At 69.1% G+C, this 24,828-nt stretch carries 21 protein-coding genes and 3 pseudogenes; 14 read left to right on the top strand and 10 right to left on the bottom strand.

Annotated elements, in window-relative coordinates:
- Window positions 1-670: 670 nt before the first annotated feature.
- A complete protein-coding gene (gene chvE, locus ABIE67_RS20485; protein ID WP_370259307.1) occupies window positions 671-1,756 on the top strand; it encodes a multiple monosaccharide ABC transporter substrate-binding protein in 1,086 nt (361 codons plus the stop codon).
- A gap of 110 nt (window positions 1,757-1,866) precedes the next feature.
- Window positions 1,867-2,219, top strand: a pseudogene (locus tag ABIE67_RS20480) (response regulator transcription factor); the annotation flags it as partial.
- A gap of 537 nt (window positions 2,220-2,756) precedes the next feature.
- On the opposite strand, the gene ABIE67_RS20475 reads toward ABIE67_RS20480, so the two are convergent.
- Window positions 2,757-3,524, bottom strand: a complete 768-nt coding sequence (locus ABIE67_RS20475) for a hypothetical protein (RefSeq protein ID WP_370259305.1) — start codon at window positions 3,522-3,524, stop codon at window positions 2,757-2,759.
- 215 nt (window positions 3,525-3,739) lie between these two features.
- Between ABIE67_RS20475 and ABIE67_RS20470 the strand changes: the two genes are divergently transcribed.
- The 6 genes from ABIE67_RS20470 to ABIE67_RS20445 all read left to right on the top strand — a co-directional run bounded on the left by ABIE67_RS20470 (window position 3,740) and on the right by ABIE67_RS20445 (window position 6,939).
- On the top strand, window positions 3,740-4,180 hold the full coding sequence (locus tag ABIE67_RS20470) for an Asp23/Gls24 family envelope stress response protein (RefSeq protein ID WP_370259303.1): 441 nt from the start codon (window positions 3,740-3,742) through the stop codon (window positions 4,178-4,180).
- A gap of 38 nt (window positions 4,181-4,218) precedes the next feature.
- Window positions 4,219-4,446 carry a hypothetical protein gene (locus tag ABIE67_RS20465; protein WP_370259301.1) on the top strand — a complete coding sequence of 76 codons (228 nt, stop codon included), beginning with the start codon at window positions 4,219-4,221 and terminating at the stop codon, window positions 4,444-4,446.
- Window positions 4,443-4,889 (top strand): Asp23/Gls24 family envelope stress response protein, encoded by a 447-nt coding sequence (locus ABIE67_RS20460; RefSeq protein ID WP_370259299.1) that lies wholly within the window; start codon window positions 4,443-4,445, stop codon window positions 4,887-4,889. The genes ABIE67_RS20465 and ABIE67_RS20460 overlap by 4 nt, the downstream gene beginning before the upstream one ends.
- The gene (locus ABIE67_RS20455; RefSeq protein WP_370259296.1) at window positions 4,886-5,572 is read left to right on the top strand and encodes a DUF6286 domain-containing protein; all 687 of its coding nucleotides are present in this window, start codon (window positions 4,886-4,888) and stop codon (window positions 5,570-5,572) included. The genes ABIE67_RS20460 and ABIE67_RS20455 overlap by 4 nt, the downstream gene beginning before the upstream one ends.
- 10 nt (window positions 5,573-5,582) lie before the next feature.
- Window positions 5,583-6,176 carry an alkaline shock response membrane anchor protein AmaP gene (amaP, locus tag ABIE67_RS20450; RefSeq protein ID WP_370259294.1) on the top strand — a complete coding sequence of 198 codons (594 nt, stop codon included), beginning with the start codon at window positions 5,583-5,585 and terminating at the stop codon, window positions 6,174-6,176.
- 385 nt (window positions 6,177-6,561) lie between these two features.
- Window positions 6,562-6,939: a low affinity iron permease family protein gene (locus ABIE67_RS20445; protein WP_370259292.1), complete on the top strand. Its 378-nt coding sequence runs from the start codon at window positions 6,562-6,564 to the stop codon at window positions 6,937-6,939.
- 442 nt (window positions 6,940-7,381) lie between these two features.
- Here ABIE67_RS20445 and ABIE67_RS20440 read toward each other — a convergent pair whose 3' ends face one another.
- Entirely contained in the window at window positions 7,382-10,723 is a 3,342-nt protein-coding gene (locus ABIE67_RS20440) for a BTAD domain-containing putative transcriptional regulator (protein WP_370259290.1), read from the bottom strand.
- An 83-nt stretch (window positions 10,724-10,806) separates the two neighbouring features.
- Between ABIE67_RS20440 and ABIE67_RS20435 the strand changes: the two genes are divergently transcribed.
- On the top strand, window positions 10,807-11,199 hold the full coding sequence (locus ABIE67_RS20435; RefSeq protein ID WP_370259286.1) for a hypothetical protein: 393 nt from the start codon (window positions 10,807-10,809) through the stop codon (window positions 11,197-11,199).
- Between the two features lie 220 nt (window positions 11,200-11,419).
- Here the strand turns inward: ABIE67_RS20435 and ABIE67_RS20430 are convergent, their stop codons facing one another.
- Complete coding sequence (locus tag ABIE67_RS20430; RefSeq protein ID WP_370259284.1) at window positions 11,420-12,067, bottom strand: TetR/AcrR family transcriptional regulator; 648 nt, start codon at window positions 12,065-12,067, stop codon at window positions 11,420-11,422.
- A 142-nt stretch (window positions 12,068-12,209) separates the two neighbouring features.
- On the opposite strand from ABIE67_RS20430, the gene ABIE67_RS20425 reads away from it, so the two are divergent.
- The 3 genes from ABIE67_RS20425 to ABIE67_RS20415 all read left to right on the top strand — a co-directional run bounded on the left by ABIE67_RS20425 (window position 12,210) and on the right by ABIE67_RS20415 (window position 15,775).
- Entirely contained in the window at window positions 12,210-13,148 is a 939-nt protein-coding gene (locus tag ABIE67_RS20425; RefSeq protein WP_370259281.1) for an MBL fold metallo-hydrolase, read from the top strand.
- An 87-nt stretch (window positions 13,149-13,235) separates the two neighbouring features.
- Window positions 13,236-14,834: an MFS transporter gene (locus tag ABIE67_RS20420; RefSeq protein WP_370259277.1), complete on the top strand. Its 1,599-nt coding sequence runs from the start codon at window positions 13,236-13,238 to the stop codon at window positions 14,832-14,834.
- The gene (locus ABIE67_RS20415) at window positions 14,831-15,775 is read left to right on the top strand and encodes a fumarylacetoacetate hydrolase family protein (protein ID WP_370259275.1); all 945 of its coding nucleotides are present in this window, start codon (window positions 14,831-14,833) and stop codon (window positions 15,773-15,775) included. The genes ABIE67_RS20420 and ABIE67_RS20415 overlap by 4 nt, the downstream gene beginning before the upstream one ends.
- Window positions 15,776-16,027: 252 nt before the next feature.
- Here the strand turns inward: ABIE67_RS20415 and ABIE67_RS20410 are convergent, their stop codons facing one another.
- From ABIE67_RS20410 to ABIE67_RS20395, 4 genes and pseudogenes are all read right to left on the bottom strand, one after another.
- Window positions 16,028-16,294, bottom strand: a complete 267-nt coding sequence (locus ABIE67_RS20410) for a hypothetical protein (protein ID WP_370259274.1) — start codon at window positions 16,292-16,294, stop codon at window positions 16,028-16,030.
- A gap of 5 nt (window positions 16,295-16,299) precedes the next feature.
- Window positions 16,300-17,298 (bottom strand): RNA polymerase subunit sigma-70, encoded by a 999-nt coding sequence (locus tag ABIE67_RS20405; RefSeq protein ID WP_370259273.1) that lies wholly within the window; start codon window positions 17,296-17,298, stop codon window positions 16,300-16,302.
- Between the two features lie 101 nt (window positions 17,299-17,399).
- Window positions 17,400-17,547: pseudogene (locus ABIE67_RS20400) on the bottom strand (IS5/IS1182 family transposase); the annotation flags it as partial.
- Between the two features lie 44 nt (window positions 17,548-17,591).
- On the bottom strand, window positions 17,592-18,164 hold the full coding sequence (locus tag ABIE67_RS20395) for an ArsR/SmtB family transcription factor (RefSeq protein WP_370259272.1): 573 nt from the start codon (window positions 18,162-18,164) through the stop codon (window positions 17,592-17,594).
- Between the two features lie 92 nt (window positions 18,165-18,256).
- Between ABIE67_RS20395 and ABIE67_RS20390 the strand changes: the two genes are divergently transcribed.
- The gene (locus ABIE67_RS20390; protein ID WP_370268765.1) at window positions 18,257-18,976 is read left to right on the top strand and encodes a hypothetical protein; all 720 of its coding nucleotides are present in this window, start codon (window positions 18,257-18,259) and stop codon (window positions 18,974-18,976) included.
- Window positions 18,977-19,916: 940 nt separating this feature from the next.
- Here the strand turns inward: ABIE67_RS20390 and ABIE67_RS20385 are convergent.
- Window positions 19,917-21,350 carry a non-reducing end alpha-L-arabinofuranosidase family hydrolase gene (locus ABIE67_RS20385; RefSeq protein ID WP_370259271.1) on the bottom strand — a complete coding sequence of 478 codons (1,434 nt, stop codon included), beginning with the start codon at window positions 21,348-21,350 and terminating at the stop codon, window positions 19,917-19,919.
- 365 nt (window positions 21,351-21,715) lie between these two features.
- On the opposite strand from ABIE67_RS20385, the pseudogene ABIE67_RS20380 reads away from it, so the two are divergent.
- A pseudogene (locus ABIE67_RS20380) lies at window positions 21,716-21,871 on the top strand (IS5/IS1182 family transposase); the annotation flags it as partial.
- A gap of 241 nt (window positions 21,872-22,112) precedes the next feature.
- Here the strand turns inward: ABIE67_RS20380 and ABIE67_RS20375 are convergent.
- A complete protein-coding gene (locus ABIE67_RS20375; protein WP_370259270.1) occupies window positions 22,113-23,726 on the bottom strand; it encodes a glycoside hydrolase 43 family protein in 1,614 nt (537 codons plus the stop codon).
- Window positions 23,727-23,843: 117 nt separating this feature from the next.
- Entirely contained in the window at window positions 23,844-24,533 is a 690-nt protein-coding gene (locus ABIE67_RS20370) for a hypothetical protein (RefSeq protein WP_370259269.1), read from the bottom strand.
- Window positions 24,534-24,828 lie beyond the last annotated feature (295 nt).

Genomic DNA, 24,828 nt, shown 5'->3' with positions numbered 1-24,828 from the left:
CGCCGGCCTCCAACCCCTGGCGACTCACCGGCCCGGGGCTTCGGCGCCGGAATTCAACGCCGTCTTCTACCCGCTCGATCAGCCGTCAGTGCCGGACGCCCCGCACGACCGGGCCTCGTGGGGGATAACCGGGCCTCGTGGGGGATTTCGGGAGATCAACTCCCCGTCCGCTCACGCAAGCGGATCCGGACGACAGTCCGAGGCCGACCAGGGCGCCTCTCCGGGGTTCCTCCCGTGGTTCGCGGCTGGAAGCACGCCTACCTGGTCGCACCTTCTGTAACCGTTCCAGTTCGCACTGTTGACACCCCGCCCGCTTCCCCTTAACGTCGCGCCAATATTTCGAACATGTGACTATATTTCGAACGTCGAAAGGCGAGTGCCCTGTGCGTTGCCGGAATCAGCACGCATGTGGTCGGAACGCGGCACCGATACGAACCATGTGCCGAGCCGACCCCACCCCGACGACCTCGGCGGCCGTGTGCGGATCCACGAGGGCGCAGAGCTGCTCCGCCACGGCGCACGGCCCTGTCTGAAGTTCGGTCTCTCCAGGGCGCCCCGGGTTCTACCAGTGCGGCCCCCATCTGCGGGATCTGACCCTCGACACCGCCAGGGATCGGGTCTGAAACGCCGTCATCCCCTCAACGACGAGAAGGACAAGGAACGAATCACCGTGTTCAATCGAAGAACCGTCCTCGCCGGAGCCGCCTCCCTCGGCCTCACCCTGTCCGCCTGCGGTAAGGACAGTGAGGGCGGCTCAGAGGACGGCTCCGAGGGCGGTACCGTCGGCATCGCCATGCCGACCCGGTCCTCCGAGCGCTGGCTCACCGACGGCAAGAGCGTCGTCGAGGACCTCAAGGCCAGGGGGTACAAGACCACGCTGGTCTACGGCGACGACGACCCGAAGGCCCAGGTCTCACAGATCGGGAAACTGATCCAGCAGGGCGTCGACGCCCTGATCATCGCGGCCATCGACAACAGGTCGCTGAACGGCGTGCTGCGACAGGCCGCCGACGCGGACATCCCGGTGATCTCCTACGACCGGCTCATCCTCGGCACCAAGAACGTCGACTACTACGTGTCCTTCGACAACGAGATGGTCGGCATGATCCAGGCCCACTACATCATCGACAAGCTCGGCCTGGAGGACGGCAAAGGCCCGTTCAACATCGAGTTGTTCGCCGGTTCCCCCGACGACAACAACACCAAATACTTCTTCGACGGTTCGATGACGCACCTGCAGCCGTTTCTGGACAGCAGGCAGTTGGTCGTCCGGTCCGGCGAGACCAAGCTCAACCAGATCACCACCCCTCGCTGGGACGGCCCCACCGCGCAAAAGCGCATGAGCGGCATCCTCACCAAGTGGTACCGCAGTGAGCGGGTCGACGCGGTCCTGTCGCCGTACGACGGCATTTCTCGGGGCGTCCTGTCCGCGCTGAAGTCGGGCGGCTACGGCCCCGACATCAAGCCCCTCCCCGTCATTACCGGTCAGGACGCCGAACTGGCGTCGGTGAAGTCAATCATCGCGGGTCAGCAGTCGCAGACCGTCTACAAGGACGTCCGCCGGCTGGCCGAGGCCGCCTCAACCATGGTCGACGACATACTCAACGACAGGGTGCCGTGGGTGGACGACTCCATGGGCTACAACAACGGCGTCAAGGCCGTGCCGGCCGTCCTGCTGCAACCCACGAGCGTCGACAGGACCAACTACGACACCCTTGTCACGGACGGCTACTTCACCGCCGCCGAGCTCAAGTAGCGGCACGGCCGCTACATGCCAACGCCTGCACGACGCTCGTCATGAGTTGCGGATGATGCCTTCAGTCCGCTCGTACGACGACCGGCGACGGTGCGTGGAAGCTTCCGCGTTTCCGCGTCCTTGTCGACCACACGCCCGGCTTGACCGCCGCGGGGTGAGGGCCGCGGATGGAGCAGAGGCCGTGGAACTCGCCCGCCGTGAACGGCCGGACGTCGTGCTGATGGACGTACGCACTCCGAACCCGGACGGCATCGAGTCGACCCGGCACGTCTGCTCGGCCCCGGTCCTGGCCGGCGTCCTCGTCCTCATCCTCACCACCTTCGACTTGGACGAGCACGTCCACGCCGCCCTGCGCGCGGGAGGCGCCGGACTTCCGCTGAAGGACACCCCGCCGACCGAGGTCCACACCGCCATCGGCGTTGTCGCCGCGGGCGAGACACTGCTCGCCCCCTCGGTGACCCGCAGCCCTGGACGTAGTGGGCGTGGCGGACGGACAGGGCGGCGACCCATTGCATCACGTAGTGCCGGCGGGCCTCGGGGGACAACGGCTGCTCCGTGAGGGAACCGTGCCGCTTGACGCGCTCGCCGGGTTCCTGTGCGGCTGTCCCGACAGCTGTGGTTCACACGTGTGCACGTGGGTTCCCGGCCTCATGTGTGCTGAATCCGCTCTGCCCAGCCCTGTCCGACGACGAGCCGACGTGCTCCTCGCGGTGCTCCTGGACCGGTGCGTGCCGTCCGTGACCACCTGACTGCCGGCCGATGGCTGCGGCACTTCTGAATTGCGGGTGCCCTGCCAGGCAGGACTCACACCGTGACACGACAGGGCTTCCGGAGCGGTCCGTGCGCTTTCGGTCCGTGCGCTTTCGGTCCGGGCGCTTTCGGTCCGGGCGCTTTCATGGCAGAACCGAACCCAGCCGTGAAGCGGGTCCGGCTGATCACTGAGGGGCGCCTCAGCACGGTGATGGCCGAATGCGTCGAGCTGCCGTTGACGCCTGGCTGGCTAAGCCGCGGTTTCCGTGATGAGGACGGCGTCGGTGACCGGGCCCGGAGCGTCAGTCGTGGCTGCGGCGGCTACGGCGTCCCGGACGGCGCGAGCGACTTCCAGTGGATGGTGTCCGGGGGCGACCGCGAGGTGGACCTCGATGTGTCGGCCGGGTGGATCGTCATGGTCCTCCACCTTGACCGGGCGGCTTCCCAGCACGGCGGTGAGGCGGGCGACGCCCGGAAAACTTGTCGCGACGTCCGCCAGCTCTCCGACGGGCCCCCGCACGGGTCCTGTTCCGGCCACACGGGGCGAGCCCCGCGTGGCCGCCGCTTCCGGCTCCGACCCCACGGTCCTCGCCGCGGTCCGCGACTTCACGGCTGTCTCCGGGCCCTCATGGAGATCCGTGACGCGCAGGTCAGCTGTCACGGTGGCCAGGCCGAGCCGTTCGGCGGCCGCGTTGAGCAGTGTGCTCCTCAACTGATCGACAGTCTCGGGCAGGGGCTGATCGGGGGATGCTGTGAAGGCGGCCTCGATCCTGAGCGGGCCAGGCGGTAGCGCGCTGGCCGGTGGACGGACGGCCGGCTCGGACACGGGTTCGAGCGGTGCCGATCCGATGCGCAGAGAGTCCAGCCACACACCGGGAATCTCAGCGGCAGCACGCCCGAGGGCCCGGACGGCCGCTTGCTCGGTGATCCATGTCCCGTCGTCTGGCCCGCCGAGCGGGAGCAGCCGGCCCAGGCCGAGCTGGTGCCGTACTGCCTGCGTCCACGCCTCGGTTTTCACCGGCCTCTCACCCTCTCTCTTCCCTGGCCGCGGTCCTTTTTCTGCCGCACGGCGCCCGGCGCGTCCGGGATTGCCGCGGGCAGGGGTGCTCGGGCTACGCGTTGGGCCGCCCCGCCTCACATCTGCAGTTAGGGCAAATCGTACTAAATCGTACTAATTCGAATAGACTCTGTGTAGAAGGCGCAGTGGGGGCTTCCGGAGGGAGGAATGCCCTGATGACTGAGAACACCGGCGCAAAGTATCGCGGTGCGCCCGGTTCTCGTGGCCGGACGACCATCGCCGATGTGGTGGTGGAGAAGATCGCCGGAATGGCGGCACGGGACGTGCGCGGCGTCTATGCCCTGGGCAGCGGATTCGCACGCTCGATGGGATCCATGCGGGAGCGGATGCCCGGCGCCGGTAGTGGCAAGTCCGTCACACGCGGCGTCAGTGTCGAGGTCGGAGAGCTGCAGGCGGCCATCGATCTGGAGATCGTCGTCGACTACGGCGTCTCGATCACGGACGTGGCCGCTGCGGTGCGGGAGAACGTGATCTCCGCGGTGGAGCGGATGGCCGGTCGGGAAGTCGTGGAAGTCAACCTCCTGGTCAGTGACGTGAAGCTGCCCGACGAGGAGGACGAAGGGGAAGAAGGGGAAGAGCGGCAGCGGATCCAGTAGCCGGGGCGGAGCAGCCCGCTTGAGTGAAGGAGCGCGTGATGAGCAGGGCCGTGGTGGGCTTGATAGCCGGAATGGCGCTGGGTTTCGCCGCGTATTTCGGTGACTTCTGGGCTTTCCTGCTGGTGCTGGGGCTGGGCGTCGTCGGGCTCGCGCTCGGGCGGTTCATGGAAGGTGATCTCGAACCGGGCGACTTCGTCCGCCGCCGAGACCGACAGGATCGGATCCGCGATGACCGGCGACGGGCTCGGGGAGACTGGCGGCAGTGACCGGTGAGGCAGATCGGCGTCCGGGCACCCCCCGCGGGGAGCGCGGCGCGATCACCGTCGCCGACCGGGTCGTGGCGAAGATCGCTTCCAAGGTGGCGCGCGACGCGCTGAGCCGGTTCACCGAGTCGGCCGGCCACGTACCACCCGGCCGCCGGACGCCACGCGTGACCACATCCGTGCGGCGGGTGCCGGAGCGGAACACCGCAGGACGAGACGCCGAATCTGCCGCCGGACGGCAGGCGTTGCGCTTCGAGGCGCGGATGCGCATCACCGTCGAGCTCGGCTATCCGTCCGACATCGGGGCGCAGTGCGCCGCGGTGCGCCGGGAGGTTACCGAGCGGCTCAGGACATGGGCCGACATGGAGGTGTCCGACCTCGTGGTGTCGGTCGAGAGGCTGCACTCGGTGCACGCGCGGCACACGGACCAGGAGAGGGTGAGATGAGCGCGAACACCTGGCGGCAGCCGACCAGTGACAGCGACCTTCCCTCCGAGTCCGGACAGACAGCCCCGTCCGCCGCTGGCACCCCGGGGGCGGCCGCGGGCACGACGGCGACGAGGGATGAACCAGGGCGGTCGGCGCGCCGCTTCTGGTCTGCGCGGCGGATTCCCGCGGCCTTGGCGGCCCTGCTGTCCGCCGCGGCCATCGGACTGCTCCTGTACGACGTGGTCTCGGTGCGGGCAGGCCGGTCCGCGATGCGCTGGCGGCGGCGGCTCGCGGAGGAACTGGCCACGCGGCCACTGGATGACGTCTGGATGATCGTCGGGGCCGCGGTGGCGATGGCCCTCGGCCTGTGGCTCTTCTGGCTGGCGGTGACGCCGGGACTGCGCGGGCTGCTGCCCATGCGGCAGCCCACCGACGTCCCCGGGACAGAGGAGGTCCGCGCCGGGCTCGACCGCCGCGCGGCAGCCATGGTTCTACGCGACCGGGCCATGCAGGTGCCCGGTGTCCAGTCGGCACAGGTCGCTGTCGGCCGCCGGAAGGTCAAAGCCCGGGCACGGGCACATTTCCGCGATCTCGCGGACGTCCGCACGGACCTGGACGCCACGCTGGGCGCAGCCGTGACGTCCTTGCGTCTCGCCCGGCAACTCACGCTGACCGTGCATGTCCGGCGCCCGAAGGGCTGAGGTGATCCCGATGCTCAAGACAGTGAACCGGGTGCTGCTGGGGCTTCTCGGCCTCGGACTCTTCGCCCTGGGCGGCGGCGTACTGCTGGGCGGGCTGGATCTGCAGCGCCACTGGGATTTCGGCATGCCGGGCTGGTGGCCCTTCCGCGGGCCGGACGATGTGGTGCTGGGCGCCGAGGGGCGCACCCGGTGGCGGGACGAGGGCTGGTGGTGGCCGACCGTCATCGCGGTGCTCGCCGTGCTGCTGGTCCTGCTGCTGTGGTGGCTCCTTGCACAGCGCAGACACCGCCTGGGCCAAGTCCTCGTCGACAGCGAAGACGGCGCGGCGGCCCGACTCGACGGCCGCACTCTGGAAGACGTGATCGAGGAAGAGGCGCAGGCCCTGGACGGGGTCTCGCGGGCTCAGGTACGGCTGACGGGCCGAAGTACCGCTCCCACCGCACGCGTACGGCTGTTGCTGGAGCCTTACGCGGATCCAGCATGGACCCTGGAGCGACTGAGCCGGGAAACGCTCGCACACGCACGAGACTCGGCCGGCCTGGACCGCCTCCCGTCGAAGGTCCGAATCCGGGAAGTCCGCCACCGCGCCCAACGCGTCGCCTAGGCCCCCGTGGGCCGCAGTCTTATGGGGGTACCGGCTGTGAGGTGTCCCGGATTCATGGAACCCGAGGTGCATTGCTGCCCTGGAGGGGATCGGACGAGCTGCACGTCGCCTGCGTGCATTCGTTGCGCCGTCGGCGAGGTCGAAGACACCGGCCACGTCGGTGACGAGTGCGGCGAGCGGCGCCGAGGACGGCCCTGTGGCCGAGGGGCTGCTCATGAGCCCGAGGATGACGTTGTCGTTGGCATCAGCCTGTGGGCCCGGGATCGCTGGGGCACGCTGTCGGCGGACGCCGCCACTACTGGTGGCGGCCTGTGTGCCGAGTCCGCCACTTACCACTCCTCGGCCGACGCGACACCCGAGCACGGTCACAGCGTGTCCCGCAAGAATGGGCATGATTCTCAAGCATCCGTCCGACCGCGGGGGCTCGCGGAGTCAGCCGTTTGACAGGCTGGCCGAGAATGCCTCACGGTTCACCAGTTCAGCAACGTTCTTCGGGATCTGCCTGCTCCTGGTTGCCGTGGTTGTCACGTTGCACGTGATCGGTCTGCCGATTACGTGGCTTCTGTTCATGGGCGAGGCAATGTCGGCGGTGACCCTGCTCCTGGTGGCGCTGCTGAAGAACTCCGAGCTGCGGGCCGAACGCGCCGTCCAGCGCAAGCTGGACGCCATCGCAGCCGCCCTGCTGGAAGGGCAGGAGGGCGGCGGTCCTGGAGAAGCACACCAGAAGCTGCGGTCTGCCCTCGGCAGGGCAGAGAACTCCTGATTGCCTCGTTCTCGCCGGCGCCCCTCCAGGGCCCTGTGAAGCGGCTGGCATGACCGTCGCTGACCGATCCGGCCAGAGCTACGGATCAGATGTTCCCCGTGACACAACCTCGCCAGATCGAGCGGGGAACTGCGGTGGCCGACAGCGCGCGCAGCCCGCGTCCGTCGAAGCGGCATGCCGCAGGTCGACCTCAACTCGCCCCACCTGGGTCCTAAAGCGGGTATCGCAGGCCCGGGCGGCTGAGCGTTGGTCTGGGCATGGGTGGGGGGATCTCAGGTGATCCGCGGTGGATCGAACCGTTCACTGGGCTCAATGAACGGCAGTTCGCCAAGACGGCCGCGACCGCGGCTCCGGTCCAGGCGCTGCCACCTGTCGAGAGCTGCGGTTTTCCGGGGCCCGGGGAAGGTGTGGACGTTTCCGGATACGGGTTTGCATAACGTCATCAGTCGAGGTCCTTATACGCCTCTGTCGGCACGCCCACACCCGAGAAGATGTCCGATGCCTGCTGCTTCACGAGTTCAGCGGCAGCACCGTCGGTCTTCTGGAGGACGCGGGCTAGCGCCACCAGGGTGCGGGCTTCGCCGAGTAGGTGGCCGGTTTCGCGGTGTATGGCCAGGGCCTGCTGGGCGAGGGTGACCGCTGTGGCATACGCCGACTCGGACTCCGCGGTGCTGCACAGGACCGTCAGGGCCTGCCCCTCCACCACGCGAAAGCCGTACTCACGAGCCAGGCTCAGTGCCTGCTCGGCATAGGCGCGGGCCTGGTCGGGCCGCCCCAGTCGCCTGTGTATGAGGGAGAGCCCCAGGATGCTGTCCGCCTCGGTGCGCCGGTGTCTCGCCTCTCCGGCCAGGGCGAGGGCCTGGCTGCCGACCTGGATCGATCGGTCGAAGTGCGCGAGTTCTCGGTGGGCGGCGGCGACCGTGTTGAGGATGGTCGCCTGAATCCAGGCTCGTCCCGAGGCTTTGACCATGGTGAATGCGCGCTCGGCATGGATCAGTGCCTCGTCGTGGTGGCCGAGTTCGACATTGATCTTCGCTACGGCGTCGAGCATCATGGCGCGGTTGTTGCGGTATCCGCGTGTGTGGTTGGAGGCCACTTCGCGGCCGAGGGCGTCAAGGCCGTCGGCGAGACGCCCGAGTTCCCAGTACACCGAGCCCAGAGTCTGCAGCACCAGGCTGTCGTCCCACCAGCCGGCCTCTTCGTTTTGGCGGATGGCCAGTTCGAGATGATCGGCGGCCTCGCCCAGGCGGCCCAGATCCCGGCAGGTCATACCGAGGCCGATCAACCCGAACGCGTCGGCGACCCCATACCCGGCTTCACGGTTGATGCGCAGGCCGGCGGTGAAATGCTCGTACGCACTGTCGAGGCGGGCCATGCTCCATTCCACGAAGCCTCTGCCGCCAAGCGCCGCCACCTCGCCTGCTGCCCAACCCAGCTCCCGGCTGATGTCCAGCACGCGCGCGTGATGATCCATGGCCTCCCTGGCATGCCACCTGTCCCACCGGACCACCCCCAGGTGGTGGTGCATGGCTGCCTGACCGAACAGGTCGCTTTCGGCTGCGGCAGCGTCCAGCGCCCTCTGCGCGATTCCCTGCCACGTTGCCCGCGGCAGATGGAGCCAGAAGTAGCCGAACAGTACGGAGGCCAGGTGCCAGGCGACAGGGCGGGGACCGTTACGGGCGGCGTGGTTGATGACGGCGAGCAGATTCGCTTGCTCCGCCTCCAGCCACCCAGCGGCTTCGGCAGCGGACGGCATGCCTCGCTGGTCACCGGGGTCGAGGTTGCCGGGCAGCTCCGGAAAGAACCCGGTTCCCGAGGCAGCACGAGCGGCGTGCAGATACCAGATCAGCAGTCGTTCCAGCGCGACGTCACGATCCGCTGCCGTCTCTTCCACCCGCGCACGCTCCTGCGCGTACTCGCGGAGAAGATCGTGGAAGCGGTATCGGCCCGCCGTCGCGGGTTCGATCAGGTGGGCCGCGGCCAGGGCGCCGATCAGGCGTCGGGCCTGCGGCAGCGGTACTTCCACAAAGGCTGCCGCGACCTCGGCGGTGAACTCCGTTCCGGGGAACAGTCCGAGCAGGCGGAACAGGCGGCGTGCGGCGGGGGACAGGACTCCGTACGACGCCGAAAAGGCCGCACGTAGAGGCGAGCTGTCGGCATCGTCCGGTGCCAGCGCCTCCAGGCGGTTGCCCTCGGACATCTCGGCGACCAGGTCGGCCAGACGCAGGCCGGGGTCGCCCGCGAGTCGGGCGGCGGCCACACGCAGTGCCAGGGGGAGACTGCCGCACAGCCGGATCAGTTCGTCGACCACGAGTGGTTCTGTGGACAGCCGGGCCGCGCCGAGTGCCTCGCTCAGCAGCGCGCGGGCCTCGTACGGAAGGAGGAGGTCCAACGACAGGGCGTGCGCACCGTCGCGGGCCACGAGGTCTCCGAGCCGGTTACGGCTGGTGACGACGACGCAGCAGGACGGGCTGCCCGGGAGCAGCGGACGGACCTGCTCCGCCGATGCCGCGTTGTCCAGCAGGACAAGCAGGCGTCGGCCAGAAGACAGCAGCGTTCGGTACACGCGAGCCTGGGCCTCGTCGCTGGCGGGGATCTCCGAGGCCACCAGTCCCAGGCCACGCAGCAGTAGTTCAAGGGCTTCGCCGGTCTTGAGCGGCGGCTGGTCGTGGTCGAATCCGTGCAGGTTCACATACAGCTGACCGTCAGGGAAGCGATCACGCACCCGGTGCGCCCAGTGCACCGCCAGCGCGGTCTTGCCGATACCGGCGGCGCCGCCAATGGCGGAGATGACAACAGTGTTCGCCGACCCCTGGCCCTGCTCCGACGGAAGCAACGCGTGCAGTTCGGCGAGTTCGCTGGTGCGGCCGGCGAAACCGGCGGCGTCGTGGGGCAGTTCGGCCGGCGCGACCGCTGCTGCATCACTGCGGAGGATGAGCTTGGAGAAGAGCGTTTGTGTGAGAGGTGCCGCCGGACCGAGGAGGAACGCGTCGTCCTGGCGCAGCACCGCCTGGTGCACTCGCTGGAGTTCCCCACGGGGGACGGCACCGAGTTCGTCGTCCAGCCGTTTGCGCATCTCCTCGTAGGCGGTCAGCGCCTCCGCCTGGCGTTCGCTGAGGTACAGGGCACGCATGCGCAGCGCCAGCAGGCCCTCGTCGAAGGGCGCGGACGCGGACAGCCGGGCGAGGCCGTCCAGGGCGTCGGCGGACCGGCCGAGCAGCACCAGGCACTCCAGCCGCTCCCGGAGCAGCTTGCGTCGGCGATCTTCCAGCCGCTCCCGCTCCTCCTGGGCGAAGGGCCCCGGCAGCCCGGCTAGGGGCTCGCCTCGGAACAGGGCGAGCGCCTCGGTGTACCGGTCCAGTGCGGTGGCCGGGTCCTGGGACTTCTTCGCGGCATGCCCCGCGTCCGCCAGGCCGGCCAGCTTGTCGACGTCGAGCCGGACTTCGTCGGTGACGAAGCGGTACCACCCCTTGCCGCTGCGGATCACCGACTCCGTGTGCCGGGTGCCTTCCGCGTCGAGTGCCCTGCGCAGCGGGTTGACGTGACTGGCCAGCACCTTATGACCGGAGTCGGGCGGCTCCGTACCCCATACAGAGGCGAGCAGCTGCTCATGGCTGGCCACGTCACCCTCGCGGAGCAGTAACGCGACCAGTACGGCCTGCCGCTTGACCGGGCCCGAATCCAGCGGTGTTCGGCCCCGCCAGATCCGTAAGGGCCCCAGTACCGCGATCCGAAGCCCCTGAGGAGATCCGCTGTCCAACTCGAAGCCCCCGCCCTCGCGCATCATCGGAATTTCATCAGCATTGCAGCGCCCCCGGCCATGGTGGCGGACACATCGCACAACCCGCACAACTGAAGGGGGTCCGAGTGACCGAAGTGGAATTGGTGGCCACGGCGTTGGCCACCGGGGCGGCGGCCGGCCTCACGGACACCGCACGCGGAGCCGTTCACGACCTGTACGTCGGGCTGAGGGAGGCGGTCCGCCGACGGCTCGGCATCGGCAGCGGCGACAACGTGGGGAGCGGCTACGGCGTAAGGGTGCTGGACGCGTACGACTCGGACCCCGACGTATGGCGGACCCGGCTGCTGAAGGTCCTGGCGGGCTCCGGGGTGGAGACGGACGAGGAGATCCTCGCGGCGGCCCGCGCCGTGCTCCGCGCGGAGCGCCGGACGAGTCACCTCATGGTGGACGCCAGCGGGCCCAAGAGGGCGCTGGTCCAACACCCTGTAGTGGCCGAGCGGACAGGCCGGAGGGCTTAGGCGTGGAGTCGGCGGCCGAGGCGGAACGCATTCTGGGCGCACCGGTGCGCGAGGCGGTGCGACTGGGGCACGGGCGTATGACGGGGGTCACGGAGGGGGCGCCCCGTTTGTCATTGACGGTTCTGCCCGCCACCGTCTGACGAGGCGCCGGCTGTTGCTCAACCGCTGATATGGGGGGCCGGCCTCTTGCCTCAAGGCGGCGGTGAGGTGAGGGGGACCGTCAGGGTTCCCCGGCATGTGCCTCGTCGGCAAGAAGGCCCAGCAGGATGATGTCGAGCGCCCCGGCGAGGCGCTCGTGCAGGTCGAAGGGGGCCGGTTCCTCGCGGATCCAGCGCAGGATCGTCGAGAAGTAGCAGGCGGCCAGCAGTTGGCCGGCCTGGTCGCAGTCGACGCCCGCCCTGATCTCCCCGCGTTGCCGCCCCTGCTCGACGATCCTGGCGAGTTCGATTTCCAGGGACGGGTCCTGCAGGAGGTGCCCGTACCGCGCTGAGGCGTCCATCAGGACGGTGGTCTCCGCGCGGGAGGCGACGTTGAGGTCGCCCATCTCCTTCAGGTAGCGGCGCAGCCGGTCGCCGACCGGCAGGTCCTCGGCGTGCTCCGCGCCGAGAATCTCGGCGACGCGGGCGCGGCGGCGGACTCCCCATTCCTCGAGAAAGCCGACCTTCTGCGCGAAGTGGTTGAAGACGGTGGCCCGGGCGACATCGGCGGCCTCGGCGATCTGCTCCATGGTGGTCGCCTCGTATCCCTGGGCGACGAGGAGAGCGACCGCCTTCTCATACAGCTGGTCGTGCAGCTTCCTGCGCCTGCGCTCCTGGCGCCCGACGGCCGCGCCGCCCTCGGAGGCGGATGCCGCGTCCCGGATCTTCATGGCCCCCAGTACAACACAGGGCCGCACGGCTCTTGACCCCTCCCCGGCACCTATCTAGATTCCTCTCCACTGCTGGACTCCAGTCCAGCAGTGGATGCAAGTCTCGCGCTAATGATCGCGGGACGCTGAACAAGGAGGCAACGTGGCTTCCGTGACATCCCGGACGGGCCGTGTCGAGCTCGGACACGGCTGTTACGCCTGGATCGCGGGCGATGCCGGATGGGGCATGAGCAACGCCGGGCTGATCACCGGCCGGGGCGCGTCGCTGCTCGTCGACACCCTCTACGACCTGCGGCTGACCAAGACCATGCTCGACGCGCTGACGCCCCTGACCGCCCCGGCGCCGATCTCCACCGTGGTCAACACCCACGGCAACGGCGACCACTGGTTCGGCAACCAGCTCGTGTCCCACGCCGAGATCATCGCGGCCCGCGGGTCCGTGGCGGACATGCGGCAGGTGGGCCCCGCCGAGATGCGGGCGTTGACCGGCATGGACGGCCCGGCCGGACACTTCGCCCGCCGGATCTTCGGCCGCTTCGACCACACCGGCATCGAACCCGTTCTCCCGAACCGGGTCTTCGACGGCGAGACCGTCCTCGACATCGGCGGGACGGAGGTCCGCCTCATCGACGTGGGGCCCGCGCACAGCGCCGGTGACACGATCGTCCACGTGCCGCAGGCCCGCACCGTCTACACCGGCGACATCGTCTTCGCCGGAGCGGCGCCGGTCGTCTGGCACGGTCCCTTCGCCCGCTGGCTCGCCGCCTGCGACCTGCTGCTGGGCCTCGACGCCGACATCGTCGTACCCGGCCACGGCCCCGTCACCACCAAGCAGGCCGTCCGCGAGATCCGCGAGTACCTGGAATACGTCCACGAGCAGGCCACCGACCGCTTCACCGCCGGCATGCCCGCCATGGACGCGGCACGCGACATCCGCCTGGGCCGCTTCGCCGACCTGGACGAGAGCGAACGCCTCGCCGTCAACGTGCACACCGTCTACCGGGAGCTCGACCCCTCACTGCCCCCGCTCGACGGCCCCGGCCTGTTCGGCTGCATGGCCGAGCTCTGCCCCAGCCTCTGAAACCTATGACGCCGCTCCCCGCACCAACGGCTCTCCCCTCCGTCCCCCTCGGGCCGTACGACCCGCCAAGCCCTCCAAGGAGGAGACATGGTCTCCACCCCTGCCTACGACCCACCCGCCACCTCGTCCGAGACCGCACCGGCCGCCACCGCCCGGCACACCGGCACGATCATCGCCGGCTGTCTGGCCGTCTGCCTCGCCCAGATCGGCCTGGTGCTGCCCGCCGCGATCAACGGCGAGATGCAGCGCACACTCCAGACGTCCGGCGCGGAACTCACCTGGATCAGTGACGCCTTCCTGGTACCCGCCGCCGTCCTCGCCCTGACCTTCGGCGTCGTCGGCGACCGCTACGGCCGTAAGAAACTCGTCGTCGGCGCGGCGCTGCTGGCTGCCGTCGGCTACCTGGTGTCCGCCACCTCCGACACCCCGGCCCAGCTGATCACCGGCCAGGCGATCTCCGGCATCGGGGCCGCCGCGCTCTTCCCCGCCTCCCTGACGATGATCACCGCGATCACGACCAGCCCGGCCGCACGCGCCAGGGGCCTGGCCTCCTGGACCACAGCCCTCTCGCTCGGCGCCTTCCTCGCCCCCCTCATGTCCGGCGGCATCGTCGAACACGTGGCCTTCCAGTGGGCGTTCGGTGTGACCGGCGTGCTCGCCGTGATCACCGCCGTGGCGGCCTGGCTGCTCGCCACCGAGTCCAGCGCCCCGGAGGGCCGCTCGCTGGACTGGCCGGGGCAGATCACCATCGCCGTGGCCATGCTCGCCCTGCTGTACGGCATCATCCAGGGTCCCTCGGACGGCTGGGGCTCGGCACCCATCGTCGCGTCCTTCGTCACCTTCGCGGTCTTCATTGCCGCGTTCGTCGTGGTGGAGAACCGCAGCACGGCCCCGATGCTGCGGCTGAGCCTCTTCCGTATCCCGGCGTTCGCCGCGTCGGCCGCGATGGCGGTGATCGGCATGCTGGGCTTCCTCGGCGGCGCGTACGACCTGAGCATCCGCCTCGGCGTCATCCAGCACCAGGGCCCCTTCGAGGCCGCGATACCGGTCATGATCATCCAGGCGTGCACGCCGTTCATCTGGCCCCTGCTGGTCCGTCTGCTGCACCGCATCGGACCCGGCCCCATGCTCGTCACCGGCTTCCTGGCGATGGCCGCGGGCCAGCTGTGGCTGCGGACGCTGCCGATCCACGAGACCGCTCTGCTGCCCATGCTGGGCCCGCTGATCCTGAACGGCGTCGGCTTCGGCCTGGTTGTCGCCGCGATCACCGCCGCCGCCGTCAACGTCGTACCGCAGAACCTGACCGGCATGGCAGCAGCCACCACCAGCCTGGTCCGCGACCTCGGCCAGACCCTCGGCCCGGCCGTAGTCGGCGCCGTCGCCCTCGGCATGGCCGCCGGCCAACTGACCGGGAGCCTCGCGGATGCCGGACTGACCCCGAAGGAGCACGGCACCGCCTCCGCCATCCTGCACGAGGGCGGCCCGCTGGCCCTGCACACCGCCGACCTCGGGCCACTCAGCGCCAAGCTCGCCCCCTACACCACGGATGCCCTGGCCCACGGCTACAACAACGGACTGATCCTCACCGCCGCCGCCTGCATGACCGCCGCCGTGATCGCCGCCGTCTTCGTCGGCTTCCGGCGCGGCGGCACCGCGCCGGCCGAGGCGGAGGGGAGCGCGGCGTGAAGTTCGCAAGCTTCGTCCACGACGGGAGACGACAGTCGGGAGTCGTCGCCGACGACCGGCTCCACCCCTTCGAACACCCCGTCGACCTCCTGGACCTGACCGTGGAGGGCGAGGAGGCCCTGCGCGGGGTGGGAGAACGCGCCCTGACCGCCTCCCTGCCCGTGCCCCTGACCGACGTGCGCCTGCTGCCTCCGCTACAGCCGCCCACCGTTCGCGACTACATGACCTTCGAGAGCCACGTCGAGGGAGTCGCGCGGGGATACGGCGACACCGTCCCCGAGGAGTGGTACGCCGCACCGGCGTTCTACTTCACCAACCCCTACGCGATGATCGGAGCCCACGACGACGTGTCGGTACCGCCTGGCTGCGGGCGCTTCGACTTCGAGTTGGAAGTCGCCGCCGTCATCGGCAAGGCGGGCCGGGACCTGACGCCCGAGCAGGCACGCGACCACATCCTCGGCTACACGATCCTCAACGACTGGTCCGCCCGCGACCTCCAGGGCCGTGAGATGAGGGTCAAACTCGGCCCGGCCAAGGGCAAGGACACCTCCACCACCCTCGGCCCCTGGCTCGTAACCGCCGACGAATTGGAACCCCACCGCAACGCCGACGGCTTCCTCGACCTCGCCCTCACCGTCGCCGTCAACGGCGAGACGGTCGGGCGGGACCGACTGGCGAACATGGCCTGGACGTTCGAGGAGATGGCGGCGTACGCCTCCCGCGGCACCTGGATCCGCCCCGGCGACGTCCTGGGCTCCGGAACCTGCGGCAACGGCGGCTGCCTGGCCGAACTCTGGGGCCGGGGCGGCGTCCTCGAACCCCCGCCCCTCGTGCCTGGTGACACCGTCACCATGACGGTCGAGGGCATCGGCACCATCACCAACACCGTCGTCGAGGGCGTCGCTCCCGTGCCGCTGTCCTCGGCCCGCCGCAGGAGCTGACCACCGTGCGATGAGCGCCGTCCGCCAGCCGCCTCAGAGGCGACTGCCGTCAAACACCGCCGTCAAAACGGCCGGACCATGATCGGTCCGGGCCGTTTGTGCTGGTGCCCCCGGCAGGATTCGAACCTGCGACACCCGCTTTGGGAGTTTTCCCTGGGTGGGGCTGTGACCTGCGAAAACGCCGAGCGCAGGATGCCGGGCCAGGGAAAACACCCCTCCGTAGTTCTGGCGGGTTCGCGGGGCTTCCCGGCCTCATGTGTGCTGGATACGTTCCGGAGCCGCAGGCTGACTTGGATGTCGTAGGGCGCGCACCCTCGCCGTGCGACGGCCGGGGTTCCGCAGGGCGCGGACGCCGGTGCCGCGGAGCCAGAACCCGGCGTTGCGGCCGAGGACCGGCCCGGGCTCGCCGTCGCGCAGCTCCAGCTGCACCCGCCCGCGGGTGACGACGCCGAACGCGTTGCACCACTGCGCCGCAACCACCGCGATACGCGCGCCATCGCGCAGCGTGAGCGTCCGCACCGGGACTACTCCTTGTCGTCCACCGGCAGGCGCTCCGGCAGCCCGAGCCGCGGGAACCGGTCGTCGTGGAACGTGACGATCTCGGTGATCGCCCCGTCGGTGAAGCGCAGGACGTCGATCGTCAGGGGCAGGTACGCGCCCTCCCGCTGCTGCCAGAGGTAGAAGGCGACGGCGGGCTGCCGGTTCACGGAGGTGGGGACGCCGCGCAGGCCCTTCATGCCCTCGAAGCCGCTCTCGACCCAGTCGTTCACCACCGCATCGCGGCCGACGTACAGGCCCGGCGTGGGCGGCATCGAGCAGCGGATGTCGTCCCGCAGCATCGAGGCGAGCACCGGGATGTCGGTGGCCACGCTGGCGTCGGTATAGCGGCGCACCAGCTCGCGCGTCCCCGCGTCCAGTTCGCCGCCGGTCCAGTCCTGCCGCTCGGCGGGCAGGTGCTCCCGCAGACCGGCGCGGGCCCGCTGCAGCGCGCTGTTCACCGAGTTGACGGAGTCCCCGAGGATCTCCGCGACGTCCTTCGCCGGCCGGCCGACCACGTCCCGCAGGATCAGCACGGCCCGGGGGCGCGGCGCGAGGTGCTGGACCGCGACCACGTACGCCAGCTCGATCGTCTCCCGCGCGACGGCGACGCTCTCCGGCTCGTCCGCGTCGCCCGCGGGCAGTTCGTCGAGCAGCCGGTCCGGGTAGGGCTGCAGCCACAGCACCTCGCCGCCGGTCGCGGGCTCCGGGCGGCGCTTGGCGAGCAGGTCCAGGCAGGCGTTGGTGGCGATCCCGTACAGCCAGGCCCGGAACGTCGACCGCCCCTCGAAGGTCTCCCGCCGCCGCCAGGCACGGAGGAACGTCTCCTGCACGGTGTCCTCGGCGTCCTCGAAGGACCCGAGCATCCGGTAGCAGTGCACGTGCAGCTCCCGCCGGTGCCGCTCCGCCAGCCCCGAGAACGCCGACTCGTCGACCTCGCCCAGACCGCTTACGCCCAGCTCCTCCAGCCGTGTGTCCGCGCTCATGACGTCATCCTTCCGCCTGTTCGTGTCCCGTCGTAGGTGTGACGGGTGCGGGCGCGAAAACTCATCACCAACCAGGGTCGGTCGGCATGGCTGAGCGTTCCTCATCCTTGGCAGGTCGGGTTTTCGACGTGGTGGAGAACGAGGATGGCCCGCACCATTGCGGTCGTCCGGGAGGGGCTGCAGCGCAGACTGGTCAGGATGTTCCAGGTCTTGAGGGTGGGCGACGGCGCATTCGCCGCGGCAGCGGATCCGGCCGGCCCGACCTGGTCCCTTCCCTCAACTCGCCCGTCCGGTCAGTCAGCGGGCAGGCCGAACCAGCGGAGGAGTACGGGTCGTGCGTCGTCGGGGGCGTCCTCAGGCCCGCGGGCATAGCGAGCGAGCAGGTCCAGATAGTCGTCATGGAATGCGTCCAGCTCACCCTTCGTGAGGTGGATGAGGCTGCGTGAACCCCGCATCCAGCCTTCGGACTCCGCCTGTCCGGCGGTGAACTGCCGGGCGAGCTCGACGTCCTCCTCCATCCTCATCCGGTCCAGCTCGGCCGATACGGCACGCTCGGCCTCCGTCAGCTCCCTCTGCGGCGGTCTGCGGATGTCGAGCCCGCGCACGCCGCGCCACCAGCGCTCCCTCCCGGTGGAGCGCTCGGGGATGTCCTCGATGAGGCCACTGCGTTCCAGCATGCGCAGGTGATAGCTGAGCGTTCCGGTGTTCTCGCCGAGGGCGGCGGCCAGCGTGGTTGAGGTGGCCGGGCCCACCGCGCCGAGGTGGCGCAGGATACGCAGGCGCAGGGGGTGCGAGAGGGCCTTGAGCACCTCGGGGCTGTCGACCGTGCGCCGCCCTGCGGCTTCCGCTCTCCGCTCTTTTGTCATGGCGGCAGCCTATCCAGATGGCAGCTGTTTCTCTGCAGACCTTCCTCTGCAGAGAAACCTCTGCAATGCTGTGGCGTATGACGCCGAACCGAGTGACCTTGAATCGCGCAGTCCGCCGCTTCGCAAGTGCTGCCGCGGGGGCCCTGCTTGCCGTAGTTGCCCTGGGCGCCGCACCCGCGCACGGAGCCGAACAGGCCGCGGATCTGCCCGAGTTCGACTACTCCGCCTGCCCGGCCGTCGATGAGCTGCCCGCGGGGGCGGACCCCGGAACCTGGCGCTGCGAGGTCATGCGCGCCACGGGGCGCCTGCGCATGGGTGCCATCGACGAGCCGCTCACCGAACCTATGAAGATCACCTTTGCGGAAGGCCGTGTAGACGGTGAATTCCGCCAGGTCTTCGGGGAGATGACCGCTGCGCCGATCAGAGTGGGAGGCGCCCCGTTGACCCTGACTCCGCAGTACGGCGGCTACTCGGACTTCCTGTCCGACGCCACCCGGCGCGGCGAGTTCGACATCAAGTTCGCCATAGGCTCGGTGCGCGGACTGCCGGCCCTGCCGTCGTCGGGCTGCTCGGTGGGCAGCGATGAGGATGCGGTCCACCTGGTGCTCAAGGACACAGATCCCACCCGGGTGATATCCAGGGACCCCCTGGTCGCCGCCTTCGGCGCCCAGGACGCGGAGTTCGCCGCCCCGGGCACCAGCGGCTGCGGCCGCGTGAGCCGCGCACTCGACCGGGCCCTGGGCCTGCCGTCCGCGGCGGGGGCGAACGCCTTCGACATGGATGTCACGGTGGCCATCCGGCCCTACATGTAGACCCGTTCGGTTGGGTTATTGCCAATATCTGCAAGTCAGTTGATTGACCCAGGAAGAACGGTGAGATGCCCCACCCCGCCAACGTCACATGGCGGTTCGTCGAGCCGTACGAGGAGATCGGCCCTCCGCCGGTCCACTTTTATGATCTTCGCAACGGCGTGGCAACGCCGGCCCACGCGGCCGGGGCCGACCTGAAGGACATCCAGGAGACGCTCGGCAACTCCTCGATCACATCACGGCCGACACGTACACGAGCCTTCTCCCGGAGGCAGACCTGGCAATCGCCGAGACGGCAGCTCGGCTCGTACCGCGAGCCCGCGCCGCCTCCGAGGACACCGCTCCCGAAGCGGAGTCCGAGCCCGATGGCCCGGAGAAGGCAGGCCCGGAGTCCGTGCCGGATGATGGTGATCCGTCGGCAATACGCGGGAGATCAACTCCCCGTCCGCTCACGCAAACGGCCCCTGACGAGTAGTCCGAGGCCGAATAGAGCGCCTGCCTGGGGGAGAATCCCCAGGTCAGCGCTTAACGCGTGGTGCCCCAGCAGGATTCGAACCTGCGGCGCCCGCTTTAGGGGTAGGGCTGTGCGGGAACGTCGACTTCGGGGTGTCTGGCCTGGGCATCCCCACCAACGTGTGGATCAACCAGCCGGACGACCACGCCGCCGCCCAGTGATCACCTCGGACGCGGGCGACCCCGGCTCACTCGACAAACCCTGAAACCGGCCGACTCACCAGGCTTGACACGTTCCGCGCCTCGTGGTCGACGAGGACGAGGCCGCCACCATCCGGGTTCTCCGCGTGCACGGGTGGGCTCGGCCTTGCACCGAGCCCCCCGCTCCAATTCCACCCGTTCCTGATCGCTCGCTGTGACGCTCACCCGGTTCGGCGTACGTCGTTGCCCGCGAGCGTCAGGAACACCAGGACCTGCGTCACGCCACCGGCTAGCGCTGCAGTGTCAGTACCCCCGGCCGGTAAGGCAGGAGGCCGTAGTCCATGCCGTCGGTGCTGGGGTCGCGCCCCTGGTAGAGGAACTGCAGGTTGCAGGGGTCGATGGTCTTGGTCTGGTCGGGGTTGGTGCGAACCAGATCGCCGTGGCTGATGTCGTTGGTCCAGGTCGCGCCGCTGTTGGCCTTGCCGGCGAAGGGGTTGGTCACGGTGTCGGCCTGCGGTGTCCAGGTGCCGCCGAGGCTGGTGGCCGTGAACGAGCGGAAGTAGCGACCATACCCTGTGTAATTCTGGGCCTCGACGATCATGAGGTACTGGTTCTGACCCTGGACCTTGTAGACCTCAACCGCCTCGAACAGGTTGAGCGGCGTGTCGCTCATGATCTTCGTGAACGAACCGAAGGTGCCCGGGAAGTTGCCGATGGGCATGCTGGCGCGGTAGATGCCGCCCTCATCGTCGGCGAAGAACATGTACATGTTCGTGTCGTCGCCGATGAGGGTCACGTCGAGGGGGCCCCCCTTCGGGAGGGTGCCTGTGAAGAGTTCCTGCTGCGGGCCCCAGCCGTTGGGGTTGGTGGGGTCGCTCGAGGTGCGGTAGGAGAAGCTGTATGGCCAACCCCCGTTGTAGGCGAGCACCCAGAGGTTCTTCGGGGCGAAGTAGAACAGCGTCGGCGCGATGCCATCGAAGGGAATCGTGTTCTGGGTGGCGGTGGCCATGTCGGACCAGTTCGTGAAGGGGCTGAAGGTCGTCAATCCCCAGCGCCCATCGTCACCGGCGAGGGTGTTGTGCGTCGTGGCATAGACGACGTGCTTGCCGTTGGAGACGACGCTGGTGAAGTCCTTGAGCGAGGCCCACCCCGACTTCGGCTCCGCCAGCGGGCCGGTCGATGTCCACCGGTAGGTCGACGGGAGAGCACACGCGTTGCTCCCTCCGGACAGGCCGGTCCACTTCTGGTTGGTGCCGCCGTGGCACGACCAGATCTGCACCCCCGTGCCGTTGGCCTTGCCCCAGCCCGAGACCTCCAGGCACAGCCCGGACCGCACGCCGACGATGGTGCCGTCGGAGTTCACCCGCCACTGCTGGTTGTCACTGCCGTTGCACGTCCAGATCTGCACCGGGGTCCCGGACGTGGTGGCGCCGCCCCGGACATCCAGGCACTTGTTGCCGTACACGGTCAGCTGGTTGCTGTCCGTCAACGTCCACTGCTGGTTGGTTCCACCGTGGCAGTCCCAGATGTGCACGTTCGCGCCGTCGGTCTGGCTGAAGCCCTCCACATCGAGACACCGGCCGGAATCAACACCGCGCACGTCGCTGGTGGTGGCCGCCTGAGCCGGGCCGGCGACGAGCAGCGCCGCCAACGCGGCCAGGGCCGCGACCGAGGCGGCGAGCACCGTGGACGGGCGTCTGAGACTGAAACTACGTCTGGGCATAAGGACCTCGTCATCCTTGAACAAGCGACTCCGGTTTGCCCCGTCAGAGGCTGTCCGGATGCTGGTGTGGCACGACCCCGACTGTCCGGTATACCGAACAAGTGTCGAAGTACCGATCGAGAGAATGCTAGACATCCCATGAATGACGTCAATACATCTCGCAAAATCCGCGGGCAGAAACGTTCGCAGGCTGAAACCAGGCGGCTTCAAGTCCCGTGGTTGTACGGGTCTTCGGCGTGAGGGGCAGGTAGCGGTGCGGGCCCGGGCTTGGTGATCATTACGGACCCCGACCAGGTCGCTCACCTGAGTCTCTGGTTCGGCTCGGTGCCCGACCCGCGCTCGCGGCGGGGCCGGTGGCACTCAGGAACACCGCGCTGGCAGCGGTCCGGGCACCGGTGGAGCACGGCTTCGCCCACCTCGAGAACTGGCGCGTGTTCGGCAAGGTCCGCACCGACCCGACGTGGGCGACCGCCTTGGTGGGGTCCCTGCTCGTCCTCACAAACCGCGACGTTTCCCGGTGACCGACGATCTTCACCGAAGTCATCCACCCACGACCAGCACGAGCATCCCGAACCCCGCACACACCAGACCCGTGACCAGCAACTTCACGATGCACAGCGCTCAGTGCAGAAGAGCCCATTCGTGTCTGCCCGTCTGCAGTTGCCAACGGCCCGCGCGGCGCAGTTCCGGCACGACGCGATGGCCGTGCAACGCATCGTGCGCACCGCGCTGTTCGACTGAGGGCCGGACTGTATCGGATGGTCAGGGCGTGCTCAACTCGAAGCGTTCCACCAGCACTTCGCCGCCGAGGGCCTGGGTGGCGTGGTTGAAGACGGCGAAGCGGTAGCCCATGAAGAAATGAGGCCTCTCGTTCATGGTGAAGGCCGGGCCGAGCGGGGTGAAGGTGGTGCCGTCGGTGCTGTAGGAGAACGTCGCCTGGCGGCCCGGCCCCGGGCTGATGTCGGCGGCGGCGCGCAGCCAGACGCGGCTGCCGGACGCGGGGAGGTCGGCGCCGGCCTGCTCGGTGCCGGTGCCGGTGGTGTTCCAGTCGGCGTCCATGGTCAGGCCGTCGAACATCACCAGCCTGCTGACGCCGTCCTGCCGCGTGACGCCGATCCAGGCGGAGGAGTCCCGCGGCATCGCCAGCCCGGCCCGGTCGCCGTCCGCCATCCCGGAGCAGTCGAGCACGACGGTCGCGGTGGAGGCGGGGCCCTGGATGCGGCGGGTGAGGGTGTTACGGGCGTTGTAGAGGTCGTCGGTGACGGTGGCGGTCCTGAGGGTGAGCCCGTTGTCGACGGTGAACGCGGCGGTGTCGGGGTTGTGGTTCCACTCCCAGTACGGCGCCGGCGCCGTCCCCTCGAAGGTGTCGGCGCCGGTCATCGGCGGGAGCGGGTGCGGGGTGACCGGGTAGGGGTATGTCTCGCCCCACGCGCCGGCCACGGTCTGGAGCTCGGGCCAGCCCTCGGCGTTCCAGGTGACCGGGGCCAGGGCGGGGACGCGGCCGCCGGGATAGGCGTCGATGAAGCCCATGTAGTACCAGTCGCCGTTCGGGGTGTCGACCAGCGAGCCCTGGTGCGGCACACCGCCGCCGGGGATCGGGCCGGGCAGGTCCAACAGCACCTCCCGCATCTCGTACGGGCCGAAGGGGCCTGAGGTGGACTTCCAGATGTACTGGCCGTTGGCCGGGCGGGTGACGAAGATGTAGTAGTTCCCGTTGATCTTGTAGAAGCGGGAGCCCTCCATCAGGTGCATGTCGTCGGGCTTGGTGAGCACGTGCTCGGACCTGACCTCGGTGCGCATGTCCGGGGAGAGCTGCGCGACGTGGATCTCGTTGGCGCCGTACGCCACGTACGGGGTGCCGTCGTCGTCGAAGAGCAGCCCCGCGTCGTAGTAAATGCTGCCGATCTCGGCGTGCCGGGCCCAGGGGCCCGCCGCGTCGGTGGCGCTGTATACGTACGACCGCTGCCAGCCGATCTGGCCCAGCCAGTAGAAGGTCTCGTCGCTGGGGCGGTGGCGCATCGAGGACGCATAGATGCCCTGGACGTACGCCCGTCCGCCGTTGAGGTCATAGGCGTCGCCGAAGTCGAGGACCGGCACCGAGTGGCCGATGAACTCCCAGTTGACCAGGTCGTAGGAGCGCAGGACGGGCGCGCCCGGCGAGTAGTGCATGGTCGAGCCGTTGTAGTAATACGTGTCGCCGACGCGGATGACCTCCAGGTCGGCGAAGTCCTGCCAGATCACCGGGTTGGTGAACTGCTCCTGCTGGGCCGTCGTGGCCGCCGCCGCGGGCGTCGCCGGCAGTGTGGCGCCCGCGACCAGGCCGGCGGTGGCCGCCATGACTCTCCGGCGGCTGTGGGGGTGTTGGAGCCAGGACATTCGAGATCAACTTCCTCACGTGTGGGGACCGAGAGCCGAAGTTCGAGATATCAAACATCATTCTGACTTTCGAACGGGAATGTAGGAGGGGGCAGGAGGGGTGTCAACACCGGGCGATCAACGGGTGGTTGGCGGCTCGCCCACAGCAGTCGTCGTTCGGTGAACGTGCGCGCTTCGGGGCTCTCGAAGTCGTCCGGGCCGACTCCTCGCCCTCGTACACCTCAAGGGTGCCGAGGCGTCAGCCGAGACGGGCCGTGCTGTCCCGCACCACCAGGGTCGGGCCAGTTCGACGCGGGGGCTCTCGAACTCGTCGCCGTTCAGCAGCCGGACCAGCGTGCCATGCGCGCCCTGCCCCGGGAGCGCCGCGCCCTGCACCTCGTTGACGTGACCCGAGGGCTGACCCAGGCCGGGCGGCGAGATGAAGCCGTGGCGCAGCTGCTCGAAGCACGAATCCGGGTCGTGGACGTCGACGTGCCCATAGATCTCGTCGACCATCGTGGCCGAGGCCCAGCCGCCGGCGTCCCGGGCGATCAGCAGATTGCCGTCGGCGGCGTCGAGAACGGCCGAGGTAAAGGAATGCCGGAAGGCGTGAGGCTTCACAAGTCCCAGACCGGCGCGTTTCCCCGCCCGGCCAAGCATCCGGTGGGCCCCAACCGGCGCCCACGGCTGCCCGATGTTCGCGCCGCGCAACTGCACGAGAAGCATCCCGTGCCCGGCCTGCCCGCGCGGATACTCGCCCCCGGTGAGGTAGTCGAAGTAGGTGTGCACCATCGCCGGGCTGACCCGCTTGATCAACCCACCGGTCACCGTCCCGCCCTCGATGCGCCATTCGTGCTTGGTCTTCGCCTCGGCCCGGTTCGGATTGCCAGGCCGGTGGCAGACGTGGACGTGTGTGGGGGGGGCATTGGCCGCAGGCCGCGTTCTCGCGCAAGTGCAGATCGACTAGGTGGAGCCCGCAGAGCTCGCCGATCCTCAAGCCTCCGTCCGCGAGCCAGGTGACCACCAGCCGGTCCCGGGCCGAGTTCACCACCGTCAGCAGCCTCTCCCGGGCCCCATCGGGGAGCATCTTCGGGTGCCGTCGGTGCGGGCCCTTCGGCGCGAG

It is taken from the genome of Streptomyces sp. V4I8 (assembly GCF_041261225.1).
Lineage (GTDB): Bacteria > Actinomycetota > Actinomycetes > Streptomycetales > Streptomycetaceae > Streptomyces.
This window is presented reverse-complemented; position numbering and strand designations above follow the sequence as displayed.

Excerpts from the sequence above, each read along its gene's own strand:
- ABIE67_RS20420 (WP_370259277.1), top strand. The coding sequence starts at position 13,236 with ATGGTCTCCACCCCTGCCTACGACCCACCCGCCACCTCGTCCGAGACC.
- amaP (WP_370259294.1), top strand. The coding sequence starts at position 5,583 with ATGCTCAAGACAGTGAACCGGGTGCTGCTGGGGCTTCTCGGCCTCGGA.
- ABIE67_RS20440 (WP_370259290.1), bottom strand. The coding sequence starts at position 10,723 with ATGCGCGAGGGCGGGGGCTTCGAGTTGGACAGCGGATCTCCTCAGGGG.
- ABIE67_RS20470 (WP_370259303.1), top strand. The coding sequence starts at position 3,740 with ATGACTGAGAACACCGGCGCAAAGTATCGCGGTGCGCCCGGTTCTCGT.
- ABIE67_RS20375 (WP_370259270.1), bottom strand. The coding sequence starts at position 23,726 with ATGTCCTGGCTCCAACACCCCCACAGCCGCCGGAGAGTCATGGCGGCC.
- ABIE67_RS20395 (WP_370259272.1), bottom strand. The coding sequence starts at position 18,164 with ATGACAAAAGAGCGGAGAGCGGAAGCCGCAGGGCGGCGCACGGTCGAC.
- ABIE67_RS20465 (WP_370259301.1), top strand. The coding sequence starts at position 4,219 with ATGAGCAGGGCCGTGGTGGGCTTGATAGCCGGAATGGCGCTGGGTTTC.
- ABIE67_RS20445 (WP_370259292.1), top strand. The coding sequence starts at position 6,562 with ATGGGCATGATTCTCAAGCATCCGTCCGACCGCGGGGGCTCGCGGAGT.
- ABIE67_RS20430 (WP_370259284.1), bottom strand. The coding sequence starts at position 12,067 with ATGAAGATCCGGGACGCGGCATCCGCCTCCGAGGGCGGCGCGGCCGTC.
- ABIE67_RS20455 (WP_370259296.1), top strand. The coding sequence starts at position 4,886 with ATGAGCGCGAACACCTGGCGGCAGCCGACCAGTGACAGCGACCTTCCC.
- ABIE67_RS20385 (WP_370259271.1), bottom strand. The coding sequence starts at position 21,350 with ATGCCCAGACGTAGTTTCAGTCTCAGACGCCCGTCCACGGTGCTCGCC.
- ABIE67_RS20405 (WP_370259273.1), bottom strand. The coding sequence starts at position 17,298 with ATGAGCGCGGACACACGGCTGGAGGAGCTGGGCGTAAGCGGTCTGGGC.